General features: G+C 34.2%; 16 protein-coding genes and 1 pseudogene. 10 read left to right on the forward strand and 7 right to left on the reverse strand.

Annotated features, from left to right (window positions below; genetic code table 11):
* Nucleotides 1–143 precede the first annotated feature (143 nt).
* Nucleotides 144–512, forward strand: coding sequence for a DUF3979 family protein (locus MKY90_RS10000; RefSeq protein WP_002141388.1), 369 nt, complete (start codon nucleotides 144–146; stop codon nucleotides 510–512).
* Nucleotides 513–545: 33 nt separating this feature from the next.
* Here MKY90_RS10000 and MKY90_RS10005 read toward each other — a convergent pair whose 3' ends face one another.
* Nucleotides 546–1,586: a YkvI family membrane protein gene (locus MKY90_RS10005; protein ID WP_002064968.1), complete on the reverse strand. Its 1,041-nt coding sequence runs from the start codon at nucleotides 1,584–1,586 to the stop codon at nucleotides 546–548.
* 235 nt (nucleotides 1,587–1,821) lie between these two features.
* On the opposite strand from MKY90_RS10005, the gene MKY90_RS10010 reads away from it, so the two are divergent.
* The 3 genes and pseudogenes from MKY90_RS10010 to MKY90_RS10020 all read left to right on the forward strand — a co-directional run bounded on the left by MKY90_RS10010 (nucleotide 1,822) and on the right by MKY90_RS10020 (nucleotide 4,034).
* On the forward strand, nucleotides 1,822–2,265 hold the full coding sequence (locus tag MKY90_RS10010) for a Dps family protein (protein WP_002012416.1): 444 nt from the start codon (nucleotides 1,822–1,824) through the stop codon (nucleotides 2,263–2,265).
* Nucleotides 2,266–2,373: 108 nt separating this feature from the next.
* Nucleotides 2,374–2,838: a DUF3939 domain-containing protein gene (locus MKY90_RS10015; protein ID WP_002012417.1), complete on the forward strand. Its 465-nt coding sequence runs from the start codon at nucleotides 2,374–2,376 to the stop codon at nucleotides 2,836–2,838.
* Nucleotides 2,839–3,092: 254 nt separating this feature from the next.
* Nucleotides 3,093–4,034 (forward strand): annotated as a pseudogene (locus MKY90_RS10020) (alpha/beta hydrolase).
* A gap of 52 nt (nucleotides 4,035–4,086) precedes the next feature.
* On the opposite strand, the gene MKY90_RS10025 reads toward MKY90_RS10020, so the two are convergent.
* Both MKY90_RS10025 and MKY90_RS10030 read right to left on the reverse strand, forming a co-directional pair.
* Nucleotides 4,087–5,088, reverse strand: a complete 1,002-nt coding sequence (locus MKY90_RS10025; protein WP_002012419.1) for an LLM class flavin-dependent oxidoreductase — start codon at nucleotides 5,086–5,088, stop codon at nucleotides 4,087–4,089.
* Between the two features lie 104 nt (nucleotides 5,089–5,192).
* Nucleotides 5,193–5,384 (reverse strand): DUF3896 family protein, encoded by a 192-nt coding sequence (locus MKY90_RS10030; protein ID WP_002012420.1) that lies wholly within the window; start codon nucleotides 5,382–5,384, stop codon nucleotides 5,193–5,195.
* A 187-nt stretch (nucleotides 5,385–5,571) separates the two neighbouring features.
* Between MKY90_RS10030 and MKY90_RS10035 the strand changes: the two genes are divergently transcribed.
* Complete coding sequence (locus MKY90_RS10035) at nucleotides 5,572–7,044, forward strand: flavin monoamine oxidase family protein (RefSeq protein ID WP_002141392.1); 1,473 nt, start codon at nucleotides 5,572–5,574, stop codon at nucleotides 7,042–7,044.
* Between the two features lie 75 nt (nucleotides 7,045–7,119).
* Nucleotides 7,120–7,704: a GNAT family N-acetyltransferase gene (locus MKY90_RS10040; RefSeq protein WP_002126982.1), complete on the forward strand. Its 585-nt coding sequence runs from the start codon at nucleotides 7,120–7,122 to the stop codon at nucleotides 7,702–7,704.
* A gap of 24 nt (nucleotides 7,705–7,728) precedes the next feature.
* Here the strand turns inward: MKY90_RS10040 and MKY90_RS10045 are convergent, their stop codons facing one another.
* Nucleotides 7,729–8,631 (reverse strand): aldo/keto reductase, encoded by a 903-nt coding sequence (locus MKY90_RS10045; protein WP_002064972.1) that lies wholly within the window; start codon nucleotides 8,629–8,631, stop codon nucleotides 7,729–7,731.
* A gap of 165 nt (nucleotides 8,632–8,796) precedes the next feature.
* On the opposite strand from MKY90_RS10045, the gene MKY90_RS10050 reads away from it, so the two are divergent.
* A complete protein-coding gene (locus tag MKY90_RS10050) occupies nucleotides 8,797–9,747 on the forward strand; it encodes a CobW family GTP-binding protein (protein ID WP_002086082.1) in 951 nt (316 codons plus the stop codon).
* Between the two features lie 136 nt (nucleotides 9,748–9,883).
* Here MKY90_RS10050 and MKY90_RS10055 read toward each other — a convergent pair whose 3' ends face one another.
* Both MKY90_RS10055 and MKY90_RS10060 read right to left on the reverse strand, forming a co-directional pair.
* Entirely contained in the window at nucleotides 9,884–10,354 is a 471-nt protein-coding gene (locus tag MKY90_RS10055; RefSeq protein ID WP_002031458.1) for a GNAT family N-acetyltransferase, read from the reverse strand.
* Nucleotides 10,355–10,492: 138 nt separating this feature from the next.
* Complete coding sequence (locus MKY90_RS10060; RefSeq protein ID WP_002126988.1) at nucleotides 10,493–11,443, reverse strand: metal ABC transporter substrate-binding protein; 951 nt, start codon at nucleotides 11,441–11,443, stop codon at nucleotides 10,493–10,495.
* 197 nt (nucleotides 11,444–11,640) lie between these two features.
* On the opposite strand from MKY90_RS10060, the gene MKY90_RS10065 reads away from it, so the two are divergent.
* A complete protein-coding gene (locus MKY90_RS10065) occupies nucleotides 11,641–11,865 on the forward strand; it encodes a hypothetical protein (RefSeq protein ID WP_002012427.1) in 225 nt (74 codons plus the stop codon).
* Between the two features lie 116 nt (nucleotides 11,866–11,981).
* Nucleotides 11,982–12,641 carry an oxidoreductase gene (locus tag MKY90_RS10070; protein WP_003188777.1) on the forward strand — a complete coding sequence of 220 codons (660 nt, stop codon included), beginning with the start codon at nucleotides 11,982–11,984 and terminating at the stop codon, nucleotides 12,639–12,641.
* 152 nt (nucleotides 12,642–12,793) lie between these two features.
* On the opposite strand, the gene MKY90_RS10075 is transcribed toward MKY90_RS10070, so the two are convergent.
* Nucleotides 12,794–13,144 (reverse strand): hypothetical protein, encoded by a 351-nt coding sequence (locus MKY90_RS10075; protein WP_003188779.1) that lies wholly within the window; start codon nucleotides 13,142–13,144, stop codon nucleotides 12,794–12,796.
* Nucleotides 13,145–13,389: 245 nt separating this feature from the next.
* Between MKY90_RS10075 and MKY90_RS10080 the strand changes: the two genes are divergently transcribed.
* On the forward strand, nucleotides 13,390–13,770 hold the full coding sequence (locus tag MKY90_RS10080) for an MFS transporter (RefSeq protein ID WP_341091236.1): 381 nt from the start codon (nucleotides 13,390–13,392) through the stop codon (nucleotides 13,768–13,770).
* The last annotated feature ends 40 nt before the right edge of the window (nucleotides 13,771–13,810 follow it).

The raw sequence follows: 13,810 nt of genomic DNA on the forward strand, positions 1-13,810 counted from the left end.
AAAATACTATATGTTTTGTATGTGTTTATAAAGCAAATGAATGCAGTAAGATTCGTGATATATGGTACAATAAACATGGATAGTGATAGAGATAAAGGGTATATAAAATACTCATCGTTTTTTAGTAAGAGAGGGGTTATCTTATGCTATACGAGGATTTGATGACATTATTCCAAGCTGCTCCGATAGAATTAGATAGAGGCGGCTGGAAATATATAATCCAGGAACAAAATGATAATTATGAAATTGTTGATGAAATGTTAAAAAAGCAAATGAATGTTGAATTGTATTTTAATGAGTATGATGAGGTGAAAATCACTTTATATAAAGATGGAAGCCCTATTACTACTATGCAAAGAATTGCTATTTCAAAAGTTGAGTTGGATGAAGAGGAAGACGGCATTCAATTCGTATTGGAACGCATGCCAAGTCGAATGATTCGTTTGCAATTAAAGCCATATCTTGCAGTAGAAATGGGGCCGTACTGGGAAGTATGTGAAGAATGTGAATGAAGATGAAAAACATCCGTATACACGGATGTTTTTTTATGTTTTTTGAAGTTGTTTAAAGGCAATAATCGGTAGTAAAATGATGCTCACCCAACCGATAATAGGGTATAGAATATGAAGTAATTCACTATATCCAATGAAACTAAAGCAATAACTAATTAGTAATATGAAGTAAATAATGTTATTACTTTTCCATCCGGTAATGGATTGCATTTGTTTTGTCATCCCGAACACATTACCAACTAAAGTTGTGAACACTTCACCGAAAATAATAAGAACAAAGAAAAAGTGAAAAGTTGCATTAAATCTTCTTATGACTTCAGCCATTGGGATATTGTATTGATAAAATTGGTCGACTGATAAGATAGCTAAATGGCTGCATAATAAAATTAAAGAAAGTCCTGCACCACCTAAAATTCCACCCCACAAAATGGCTTTTCGATCTTTTACTTCACTGGCTAACGGGACGAGAACGCTTTGGGCGAGCGAAAGATTTAAAGCGACATATGTAATAGGGCTAGTAATCCACTTCATATTCCAGCTCTCTGCAGGAATAGTATTACTAATAGGTGTTGTACTATGGAAAAAGGTTGTAATAGCGAGTCCGATAATAAAGATCATCATAATAGGTACGACAAGCGTATTTACTTCAAAAACACCTTGTAATCCCCGGCTCCCAATAATGAGACAGGCGATGACCGTGATGAAAATACCAAGTTGTCTCGGGAGGCGGAGTTGTTCTTCAAATACTGCACCGGCTCCTGATAACATAACGCTCGTTACACCAAATAATACGAGTAATAGTAATGTGTTTACGACATTTCCAAATACATCCCCAAATAAATATTTGTTGAATTCTTGAGCTGAGAATGCCCCTATTTGTGATGAAAGTAACATCATCTTTGTGCCGAGCCAAATAAAAAAAAATCCACTTATACATATGCCAATGGTTCCGTAAAATCCGTTAACTGTAAAAAATTCAACAATTTCGCGCCCAGTAGCAAATCCAGCTCCAACGACCGTTCCGATATAAGTAGCAGCGACTTTCTTTGCTACTTGCCATTGTTGATTGTCCATGTTATCCCTCTTTCTTCTATGATGAGCTTGACTTACTATTATGCATATGTGTGAGCTTGGACAATTAGACATATGAAGTAGTTGAAAGGGTACATGAATTATATGATATTAGGGAAATATTAAGGTTGTTAAAACTTTGTTACATATAAGCTGTTCATTCAAAAGAATAGGGAATGTATGGTAAAATGAAGTTAGGTCATTAAAAGATAGTAACATGATAAGAGGAGTGGATTGTATGAGTACGAAAACGAATGTTGTTGAAGTATTAAACAAGCAGGTAGCAAACTGGAATGTATTATATGTCAAACTGCATAATTATCATTGGTATGTGACAGGACCGCACTTCTTTACATTACATGAGAAATTTGAAGAGTTTTATAATGAAGCAGGAACATACATTGATGAGTTAGCAGAGCGTATTTTAGCGTTAGAAGGAAAACCGTTAGCGACAATGAAAGAGTATTTAGCAACTTCAACTGTAATCGAAGGGACAAGCAAAGAGTCTGCAGAAGAAATGGTGCAAATTTTAGTAAACGATTTTTCTGCACTTATTCAAGAATTAAAAGAAGGTATGGAAGTAGCTGATGAAGCTGATGATGAAACATCGGCTGATATGCTATTAGCAATTCATACGACATTAGAACAACACGTATGGATGTTAAGTGCATTCTTAAAATAAACATAAATGGATTAAAGAAAAACTCTGTTGAAAAATTCTTTCAATAGAGTTTTTTGTAATTTTTCAGTTTTCTTTTATGCTATAATATAGTAAAAAGGAGGCGATACAATGTTTCGCTTTTTCAGAACTGGAAAAGAAGATAGGGAAATTACGAAAGATGAATTAGAACAAGCGATGGCGAAGTTTCTAGAAACGAATGCTAATATCGTTTATACAGTTTTAGTAAATGATGATTACACAGTAAATTATGATTTGTTAAAGCCCTATTTACCTGCATTTCCAACAAATTTTTTTCTGATAACGAAGGAAACGCTTGAAGTATTTGAACATACAGAAGAAAATTTAAACCTAGTTAAAGAAATTGATATCGTACAAAAGGCCGTAGATCAATATGTAACAGAAAAAGAAATGTTCCCAATTGTTGAAGATAGCGAAGATCGCCTCATATGCAGAGTGAAGCTAGGACCATATTTAAATCGTATATTAAAAAGAAATTTATATATTTCAGAAAAGCATTATTTAGTTTCAAGTAAACCAGATAAGAAAAAAAAGAATAGTGGGCAGATGTTATGAGAACAACAATAATATTATTGTTGTCTTTTTTTAATTAAAATATTGATTTTTCAGTTTATTTAACTTTATACTACAACTAGTGGATAGGAAGGAGTGGTGTATTATGCGTATACATACATTAACTATTAAATATCATTCTGAGAATCAGGTATTATTAAGTTGAATTGTAGAATTTAACTACTTATACCGTGACCCTAGAATGATAGGAAGACTGGAGAAGCAATTATTATAAAAGGTTACGGGGGAATTCCTATATGGAAAATAATATGACTTATATTAAGTTATTAAATGAAACGTTACATTGTTATGCAAATAAAGGAAGTTTTGAAGCGTATTCTTATATAATGAATAATGCTAAAGATGTAATGGGTAATGAAGCGCAAATATATAATTTTAAATATGCATTAGCAAGTGCAGCAGGACTTGAAGAAGAAGCGTTGCATTTAATGAAGAAAGCAATTATAGAAAATGGATTTTGATACGGAAGTGAGTATTTAATTTCCGATGATGATTTAAAACCACTACATAAATTTGAAGAGTTTCATAGAATGGTTCAATTATGTAAAGAAAGAGAAGAATTAGCAAAGAAATCGGAACAAGCAGACGTGAAATATAAATACAGCAAACAAACTGAAAATCTACTAATAACACTGCATGGGGATCAAGAAAATATACAAATAATAGAACCATATTGGAACTCTGTAATGGAACAAGGTTTTATGCTAGCATTGCCTCAATCTTCCCAAATTCAATTTTCAGATGGATATGTGTGGGATAATATCGAAAGAGGAAGAGATGAGTTAAAAGGACATTACAATAAGATTAAAGTGAATAAAACATTTGGGAATATTATTATTGGTGGCTTTTCTGCTGGGGCAAGAGTAGCGTTACATTCCATGTTACAAGGTGAAATAGAAGTGAACGGTTTTATTTTTGTGGCACCGTGGCTTCCGGAAATGGAAGAATGGGAAGAGATGATTGGAATATTGCATGATAAAAGCATAAAAGGATATATAATATGTGGGGATCAAGATGAAGATTGTTTTGAAGGTACACAGCAATTTGTAACGTTATTAAAGGATAAAAATATAGAACATAAGTATAAAGTTGTGCCTAACTTAAATCATGATTATCCTCATAATTTTGATGAGTTATTAAAAGAAGCTATTGAATATATAGGAAGCAAAAACAATTGATTGGTAGTAAGAAAAGGAGATGCATCATATGTGATGCATCTCCTTTTCGTTATTATAAATTAAAAGCATCTGCCAATAGGCGATAAGAGTTTAATTTATGTTCAAATTGATGAGTAATCGTGACAATCATAAATTCGTCAGTATTATACGCTTTGCTTAAGTTTAATATTTTTTCTTTCACAGAAGACGGATCACCGACAATCATACGTTGACGATTTTCTTTTATGCGGAATAGATCATAAGCACTATACGAATAATTTTGAGCAGTTTCAATAGAAGGAGTACCAGTAGTCCGTTTTCCTTGTTCTAATAGTAAAATCGATAAATCAAGGCTTGATGCAATCTTCTCCGCTTCTTCATTTGTTTCTCCGCAAATAACAAAAATAGATACGATTGATTTTGGTTTATCACCTAAATAGGAAGGTTGGAATTGTTCTTGGTAAGCCTTCATTACTTCAGGGCCACCGTATCCGTTAATGAACTGTGCAAATGCAAAAGAAGCGCCTTGCTTTGCCGCAATCATTGCACTTTCTCCGCTAGAACCGAGCATCCACATTTCAGGAGATGTTGGGATAACTGGAGTAGCCTTTAAGTTTGCATAATGATGGTTTTCTGGTACTTGATCATGTAAGTACATAGCAACATCTGCAATTTGTTCTGGATATTGATCAAGTGAGACCATTTTACCTTCTTGAAGTGCGCGAGTTGCTATCGGCATACCACCAGGCGCTCTCCCGACACCAAGGTCGATGCGGCCCTTATAAAGTGCTTCTAAAACGCGGAAATTCTCGGCAACTTTATATGGACTATAATGTGGCAGCATAACACCACCAGAACCAACTCTAATACGGTCAGTTTTCGCGGCAATATGTGAAATGAGTATTTCTGGACTTGAACCAGCTAAGCTAACTGAATTATGGTGCTCGGATACCCAAAAACGTGTGAATCCGAGTTTCTCAACTTCTTGTGCAAGCGTAACTGTATGCGAAATAGCTTGGGCTGCTGTGCTACCATCTGAAATAGGTGATTGGTCTAATACACTTAATTTGATCATAGAATATACCTCTCAATCTTAATGTACATCCTATTATATATTTACTTACGAAAAATGCGTAATGAAATGCTCAAAAGGAAAAGTGAATAATTTTTTATCCGCTTTTAATGAGAAAACCCTCGTTCATAATGATTCATTTCGACTAAGTTTAATATATATTCGTAGTTATCAATTTCTAAATGTATTTGCTTGCGTTCTTCTTCAGTTAGTTTAACGCTAGTGAGTTTTTTACATAACTGTTGTTTCTTTAATTCTAAATGTTTTTTTGTAGCCTGATAATCGTAAGTACGTTTCATGTGTATCCACCCTTTCCATACAGTTACTATCTGTATGTTTATCATATGAAGCATGTGGAAGGGGGAGAGCTGCACCTTATGTATTTTTAGTGAATTTTCAAATTGTGGTGGTGTTATGTTTAAGTGAATTTATGAATAAAATGCACTAAACCACTAATTTGTATTTCATGAAGTAAGGGGTGGGATTGTGCAGAAAGATATAATGTTTAACAATGAGATGGATGAAACGTTAAAAGTTATAAATAAGGGATTGAAGAAGACGACACGTCCGAAACAAATCATTGTAGTAGGGGCTGGTATGGCTGGATTAGTTTCGGCATCTTTATTAAAAGCAGCAGGGCATGAAGTGAAGGTTTTTGAAGCGAACAACCGTGTAGGTGGCCGCATAGAGACAGTTAGGATGGAAGATACCGGATTATATTTAGATGTTGGAGCGATGAGAATTCCGTATTCGCATACATTAACGATGGCATATATAAGAAAGTTTGGGCTACAGGTGAGCCCTTTTATTAATAGGAATGAGACAGATATTATATACGTAAATGGTCGGAAAACGACATTAAAACAATACGAAAAAGATCCAAGTATTTTAAGATATCCTGTGGAAATGAATGAAGTTGGGAAAACGTCTGAGGAACTATTAATGTTAGCGGTACAGCCCATTATAAATTTTATAAAAAAGAACCCAGAGAAAAATTGGGATATTGTAGTAAAGGATTTTGGGAAATATTCTACAGGTCAATTTTTAAAATATCATCCTTATCAATATAATACGTATTTTTCGCCAGTAACGATTGAGATGATAGGTGTTCTATTAGATTTAGAAGGTTTTTTAGAAAGGTCATTCGTTGAGACGTTACGTTTTTTATATATTATGCAAGAGGAGAGCGGATTTTGCGAAATAATAGGTGGGAATGATAGATTACCAAAGTCTTTTTTACCACAATTAGAAGGAAATATTATATATAATCAAAAATTAATGAAGCTTCATCAACAAGCCAATAGTGTAACAGCCTATTACCGGAACGAGGAAACTTTTGAATATAGTAGTATTACAGGGGATTTAGTTATTGTTACAATTCCTTTTTCAACAATGCGATTTGTAGAAGTAGATCCATTTGATTCGATATCTCATGCGAAGTGGAAAACAATTCGCGAATTGCATTATATGCCAGCTACAAAAATAGGAATTCAATTTAAAAGTCGTTTTTGGGAGGAACAAGGGCAATTAGGTGGGAGAATTATAACAGATCTTCCTATACGTTATGCGTATTATCCAAGCCATGGAATCGGAGAGAAAGGGCCTGCTATGATGTTAGGAAGCTATACATGGTCTTATGATGCGTTGTTATGGGATGGGTTATCAAAGGGGGATCGTATCTATTACACACTACAAAATTTAGCAACAATATTAGGTGGTCAAGTATATGATGAGTTCATGTCTGGAATATCAAAGAGTTGGACATTAGATCCATATGCGCTTGGAGGGTTTGCACTATTTCAAGCTGGCCAAGAATCAGAATTACAGCCAGTCATTGTAAAACCTGAGGGGAGAATATATTTTGCTGGTGATCATACAACGCTGTATCACGGATGGATTCAAGGTGCGATTGAATCTGGAGTTCGTGTAGCGATGGAAGTGAATGATCAAAAAGTTTAAAATTCAGAAATTTCTTTACTGTATAACTTGAGATGGATATTATTATATATAAAAGAATTATAGGGAGTGTTTACAGTGAATCCGTTATTATTCGATTTTCCTTCTGAATTTTATACTGACAGGCTTTTTATTCGAATGCCAAAACCAGGTGATGGTAAAGTTGTATATGACGCAATTCAAGCTTCAATACAAGAATTAAAACCTTGGATGGTCTTTGCACAAAAAGAGCAAACAGAGGAAGAAATAGAAGAGAGTATTAGAAAATCGCATATTCAATTTTTGCAGCGTGAGGATTTGAGATTACTAGTTTTTTCGAACGAAACAGGTGAATTTATTGCATCTGCCGGATTACATCGTATTAATTGGGATATACCTCAATTTGAAATCGGGTATTGGATTGATTCAAGGTTTAGTGGAAAGGGCTATATGGTAGAGGCTGCAAAAGGTATAACAGATTATGCTTTCACTGAATTGAAAGCAAACCGCGTAGAAATTCGTTGTGATTCTCTAAATAAGAAGAGTAGAGCGATACCAGAGAAATTAGGCTTTAAATTAGAGGGTACTTTAGAAAGCGCGAGTGTTGCGGTGGATGGAAATGGATTAAGGGATATGTGTGTATTTGCAATGACGAGAAATACATATGAAAAAGAAGAGCTGTAAAGAAACAGCTCTTCTTTTTGTTTATTATGGTACAGGATGTCCATTAGAGCTTTCGAAAATTGTAAACCATTGTTGGCGGTCTAAGTTAACTTTTGTAGCAAGAGCGGCTGTTTTCACACGATCTAATTTACCAGAGCCAACGATTGGCATCATGTTAGCTGGATGAGCGAGTAACCATGCATACATAACAGTATCGATGCTAGTAACACCTAGTTCAGTAGCAACTTTTTGTAAAGTTTCACGTACACGTATGGCACGTTCTGATTGACCAGTAAAGATTTCACCACCAGCAAGAGGTGACCAAATCATTGGATTAATTCGTTTTTCTTGGCATAAATCAATCGTACCTTTTTCAAAATGCTCAAGCTGCATCGCAGATACTTCAATTTGATTTGTAATGAGCGGGAAATCTAAATACGAACTTAACATATTAAATTGTGAAGGTAAAAAGTTAGATACACCGAAGTGACGAACCTTTCCTTCTTGCTTTAAGCGTGAGAACGCTTCTGCCACTTCATTTGGGTCCGTGAATGGATCAGGACGATGAATGAGCAATACATCAATATAATCTGTATGTAAGTTTTGTAATGAATCCTCCGCGCTTTTTATTATATGTTCAGCACTCGTATTGTAGTGAGCAACATATCGCTCTGGAAATTTAGGGGATGGGGGAGCGATTCCACATTTAGTGATGATTTGCATATTTTCGCGTAAGGAAGGCTTTAGTTGTAACGCTTCTCCAAACAATCCTTCACATGTATATCCGCCATAAATATCAGCGTGATCGAAAGTAGTAATCCCCAAATCCATACAGTCTTCAATAAAAGAAAGTAACTCTTGCTTTGTCATATTCCATTCTGCTAAACGCCAGAACCCTTGAATAATACGAGAAAATTCTAGTGTTTCGGCCATTTGAACTCGTTCCATTATAAGTACCCCCTTGATGAATGATAATATTTTTGAAAAGGCTTTCTTGCTACATATTATTATATAGTTACCCGGTTGTACATACAATAAATATGTTTTGCTACAAAAACGTTTTTCTCTATATGCTATAATGTAGAAACATATAGCTATAAGGAGATGTAAGGAATGATTCCAGTAACAATACTAACTGGTTTTCTTGGATCAGGGAAAACGACATTATTAAATCGAATTTTATCAGAGGATCACGGCAAGAAATTAGCAGTGATTGTAAATGAAATAGGGCAAATTGGTATCGATAATCAATTAATTATGAACGTTGAAGAAGAAATTATGGAAATGACAAACGGTTGTTTATGCTGTACTGTGCGTGAAGATTTACTTGTTGCTTTAAAACAATTACTGGATGTGAAAGCAGAAGGGAAAATGGACTTTGATGGATTAGTAATTGAAACAACAGGTCTTGCAAATCCAGGTCCGATTATTCAAACTTTCTTTTTAGATCCAGTTATTCAATCTGCATATCAAATTAACGGTGTTGTAACAGTTGTAGATAGCTATCATATACATAAACATTTTGAAAAGGGACTAGAAGCAAAAGAACAAATTGCCTTTGCTGATGTTGTGTTAGTTAATAAATTAGATTTAATTGAAGAAAATGAGAAAGAAAATCTCTTGCATGAACTTCAAGGAATTAACCCGACTGCAAAGTTAATCGAGGCGACTAACTGTGAGGTAGATATTCCATCGTTATTACAAATTCAAACGTTTAAAACGAAAGATACGCTGCAAATTTACCCTCATACAGAACATAACCATCTAGAAGGTGTAAAATCGTTTGTACTACGTGAAGAACGTCCGTTAGATTTACAAAAATTGAATGAATGGATGTCAGCTGTCGTTCAGGAACTAGGGGAGCATTTATATCGCTACAAAGGAATTTTATCTATTGATGGGGTAGATAAACGTATTGTTTTCCAAGGTGTGCATACGTTATTTGCTGCTTCGTACGATAGAGAGTGGCAAGAGGGCGAAGAGCGAGTAAGTGAAGTAGTTTTCATCGGAAGAGATATTAATAAAGAATGGTTCCAAGAACATTTTGAAGAATGTGTGAAATAAGTCTGCGTAAATCGCAGGCTTATTTTTTATGAGCATTTTAATGAGATAATACTAGATTACAAAAATGAAGTAATAAGGGAACGAAACTAAAAATAGAAAACATAACATTGATAAATGCATAATAAAAAGCCTGTTTTCACAGACTTGTATTTTCATCTATAAGTAATTCCATTACAACACCTACAACTGGACCTTCGTCATCAATATCCCCATTTAAACGGAAGCCAAATGATTCATATAGCCCCATTGCGAGTTTGTTGTCAGGATGTAAACTTAAATAAATTATTTTACATTCAAATTTTTCTTGTAAGAATTGAATGAGTATGCGAAGGAAACGTTTTGCGTATCCTTTTCCTTGATATTGTTGATCAATCATAAAGCGATCTAACCAGACACTTTTACGTTTTTCCCAATACCATCCATACATTGCATACCCTACAAGTGTTTCTCCATCATATAAACCTACTGACGTTCCGTTTCCTTCAAATAATGATTCTGCTAAAGAAAACGCATTGCTTTCAATAAATTGCTGCTGGTCTTTTGCGACGTTTAAAGCAGCTACTGAACGCCAATTTTTTGCTGTTACTTCACTAATGTGAAGAGTCATAATTCCAACTCACCTTCTAGATTAATATAGCTTAAAAGCTAATATGGATAATTTTACTTGTTATTTTGGTCAAGTCAAGGATAAATACATAAAAAGGCAGCTGAATGACATATTCAGCTGCCTAGAAAATATAGTTGATTAGTTTGTTGCTTCTTTTAAAGTATTTACGTTTTCTTCCATTAATGTGAAGTAATCTTTATTGTTCTTTGCATCATCCTCAGAAATAGTAGCAAGGTGATTTAAGCGTAAAATTTTTGTACCTGTTTCTTTTTGAATAACTGATGCTACTTTTGGAGTAGAGAATGTTTCAAATAAAATATATTGTAGACCGTGCTCTTTTACTGTTTTTGTAATGTCAGCAAGCTGTTTTTGAGATGGTTCATCAGATGCTGAAATTCCAGCGATTGGAATTTGTTTCAAACCGTATCGTTGTTCCCAGTAGCCGTAAGCTGCGTGTGAAACTAATATTTCTTTCGTTTTTGCATTTGCAACAACTGCTTTAAATTGATCATCTAAATCAGTGAATTTTGTTTGTAGTGCTGCAAAGTTTTTTTCGAACTCTTTTTTATGTTCAGGCTGTAATTCTACAAGTGCATTTTTAATTTTTTCTGCTTGTTTCATCGCAAGAGTAGGATCTATCCAAACGTGTGGGTCTTTATCGTGATGATGTTCATCTTCTTTATGACCGTCTCCATGATCGTGCTGCTCTTCTTCAGATGAAGCACGAAGTTCGATATCTTTAGATGCATTTACAATTTTTACGTTTTCTTTTTTTAATGATTTTTCCATTTTTTCGGCAAATGGTTCTAATTCTGCGCCGTTATAAACAAATAAATCGGCTTTCGCCACTTGTACAGTCTGCTTTTGACTTGGTTCAAATGTATGAGAATCCGCACCAGGTGGGTAAATTGTTTCTACATTTACATAATCACCACCGATTTTTTTTGCAAAGTCAGCGAGTGGGAAAATGGTTGTATAAACAGAAAGTTTCCCATCTTTTTTCGCTGCACCTTCTTTGTTGTTAGAACATCCAGCAAAGATGAGTGTGAAAATAAGTATAAATGAAAATAGAGCTAATTTTTTAGGCATATAATTCTCCTCTTTTCTTTTTTACAATTATATTTTCTCCAAATATAAGAAGAAAATATCGTTTTAATACAAAACGGAATAATTACGTTTTAGTTTGCGAACCTAGTATAATACATCTTTATGAAAGTTGCAATAAATAATAATCATTACGATTTGATTTTGTAATAAATCTGTCAAAAAGAAAGGTATTAATTTTTATGATTGGTGCATATGTGACAATGTTACTTTCATATATTGGGAGGGAGCAGAAAAAAGGGGATGAGCGCTTGGGTTACTTCATGGAAGCTATCTTATTAATACTTGCGGTTGTTTTGCCATTATCTTTTGTTTTAATTTTTTTAAGAAGACTAATAAGTAATTTAGGGGATGCTACAACAATTACAAAATTGCCAGCGGAAGAAAAAGAAGAGAAAAAAGAGTAAGTAAAGCACTATGCATACGCATAGTGCTTTACTTATGGTAAAATGGGAGAACGGAAACTCCTGTTAGCGACGATTAGCTATAGGAGAGAATAGTAAATAAAGAGGTATACACATATATGAATAAGCGAACAGCGTTAGTACTTGGCGCAAGTGGGTTAGTTGGACAAGAAATAACGCGACTATTACTTGACTCAGATTACTACGATTCGGTTACTATTTTTGTAAGGGAACCATTACAATTACAGCATGAGAAATTGCAACAGAAACAGGTGGATTTTTCAGTATTAGAGGAATACAAAGAATTTTTTGCAGTAGATGATGTTTTTAGTTGCTTAGGAACAACGATAAAAAAAGCGAAGTCGAAGTCGAATTTTAAAAAAGTAGATTATGAATATACATTACGAGCTGCCTGCTTAGCTGAAAAACAAGGCGTGCAAAATTTTCTTGTTATTTCATCAATGGGAGCAAAACCTAAATCATTTTTCTTTTACTCGCAAGTGAAGGGGAAAATGGAAGAGGAGCTGAAAAAGCTAGTTATTGGTGGCATACATATTTTCAGGCCGTCATTATTAGTTGGAAATCGACAAGAATATCGTTTTGGGGAAAGAATGGCTGAGAAATTATCTCGTATTCTTCCGTTTATATTTAAAGGGGCTTTTAAAAAGTATAAACCAATTTCAGCTAAAGATGTGGCGAAAGGAATGTATATAACAGCGCTACGTGAAGAATCGGGTATTCATATTTATAATTCAAATGAAATTACAACGATAGAATAAATAAAACCGAGAAGAATGACTTTTACTGAAAGACAAAGGAAATAGAGTTTTAGGCTTGGATTAACAGTAAATACACGTTGTTTAACACTTATACTAAAATGAAAGAGGAGTGGGGAATCCACTCCTTTTATCACGACAATTTTATTCCACTTTTATCCCTCATACGTCTCAAATAACCTTTTCAAATACGCCTGATTTCCTTTCGTGATATACTGCTCAGTTTCTATTAAACGCGTTGCTAATTCGGACTTCGTTAGACGCATATACTGTCTGTAAACATTCTTTAAATTCCTGTCAGACTTTAATTGTTCAAACTCGTGAAAAGCATGTTTTTCATTTTGTCGATAGGGAAGGTGCTTTTCGATCTCTTTTTGTTTTTTCTTATAACTCTTACTCTTTTCTTTATAATACGCATAGATTTTTTCATGATTTCTTATAGTATTAAAATGAATCCCTTGGCCTTGTTCATCGAGTTCTTTTGTCTTTTTAGATACATTGTGCAAGGTAACTTCTTTGCCCTCCGCAAGAAGGGCGTCTATTGCTTTTTTACCTAGTTCGAAGGAGGTAATCCTTCGTTTTTCGTAATCACACTCTAAACCATTTTTATGGTTTTTTTTATTTTCATTACTTCCAAATTAAAACCTTTTTCCCCGTAAAATCCCTTCGTTTTTTCTGCCCATTCTAGATAGTTTAGTAATTCATGCTTTTGTTCTGGTTCGGGTATTTTAGTGCTACGGGTAAAGAAGGCTTGGATTCCACAGTAGTTATTGTTAGTTTAATTGCAGGGGTTTTAGGAATTGCAGCTTTTGTCATTCGTCAAAGCTTCTTAGAAAAACCAATTTTAAACTTTAAGATCTTCCTAAACCCTAAATATACATTATCTATTTTCGTGCTAATTACAACTATCTTTGCAATGTATTCGGTGATGATTTCTGTACCGTTATTTTTGCAGAACATTCAAGGCATGACAGCATTAAAATCAGGATTAATTATGCTTCCAGGTGCGATGATTATGGGATTATTAGCACCAATTAACGGTAAGTTATTTGATTGTTTTGGAATTCGTCCACTTATCCTAATCGGTTTTCCTTTAATGATTGTGGCATCTGTAATTTTAGGGAATCTATGACTAGAAACCGCTTCGTGGGTTATTTGTTTAACGTATGCTA

The organism is Bacillus sp. FSL P2-0099 (assembly GCF_038007445.1).
In the GTDB taxonomy this organism is placed as follows: domain Bacteria; phylum Bacillota; class Bacilli; order Bacillales; family Bacillaceae_G; genus Bacillus_A; species Bacillus_A mycoides.